General features: G+C 70.4%; 1 protein-coding gene. It reads right to left on the reverse strand.

The genetic code is table 11. The annotated features are described in order from the left end of the window. A partial coding sequence (locus ACM2XV_RS15600; RefSeq protein WP_487027617.1) for a hypothetical protein occupies positions 1 to 710 on the reverse strand: 710 nt, incomplete at its 3' end. Positions 711 to 771 lie beyond the last annotated feature (61 nt).

Below are 771 nucleotides of genomic sequence, written 5' to 3' on the forward strand. Positions count from 1 at the left end.
AGGTCGTACTTCACCATGCCGTCGCCGCGCACCGACCGCTTCAGGGACCGCCGCTCGTACAGGCGGGTCGCGTTCTGCTGCGCCCAGTCCCGGTCGAGCACGGCGCGTAGGGCCTTCGCCGTTCGTGCGGCGTCTTCGGGGGTGAGCTCGCCCTCCCAGCAGTCGGCGATCAGTCGCAGCACCGCGGCCCGGTAGGCGGGGGTGGAAGCGTCGTCGCGGGGCTTGCCGAGGCCGCCGAGGATCCGGTCGCCGATCTCAGCGCTCAGCCACCCGTTCCTGGTGGCCACCGCGATGGGCGCCGACCAGTCGCCGCCGAGTGCGGAGAGCACGTCGATCGAGCGCGGCTCGGAGCCGATGTCGGAAGCGGCGACGGGCGCGACGGCCTCGGCGGTCTCGAGCATCACCCCGACACGCACCGCTTTCTTCGCATCGCCGAGGGAGGACCCGGTGGCCTTCTGCACGAGCTCGGCGCCCGAGCGGACCCCGGCCTTGCGCGCGAGGGAGTCGGCGCCCAGCTCGCGGGCCGATTTCCGTTCGATGTCGGAGGCCACGAGTGCAATGGACGCATCGACCCGGCGCCGCAGTGCCGACAGTTCACCCAGAAGCGCCACCTCGTCGGGACCCGACAATCGCGCCACCTCGCTCGCGCACGGCAGTGCGGAGTCGGCCGCGGCGGCCAGCTCGTGCACACGTTCTGCGATCGGGGTCATGACATCACGCTACGACCTGCCACCGACATTCAACGCCGAACATTCAAATATGTGTACAACC

The sequence above is a fragment of the Gryllotalpicola sp. CP2-P1 genome, assembly GCF_057512245.1.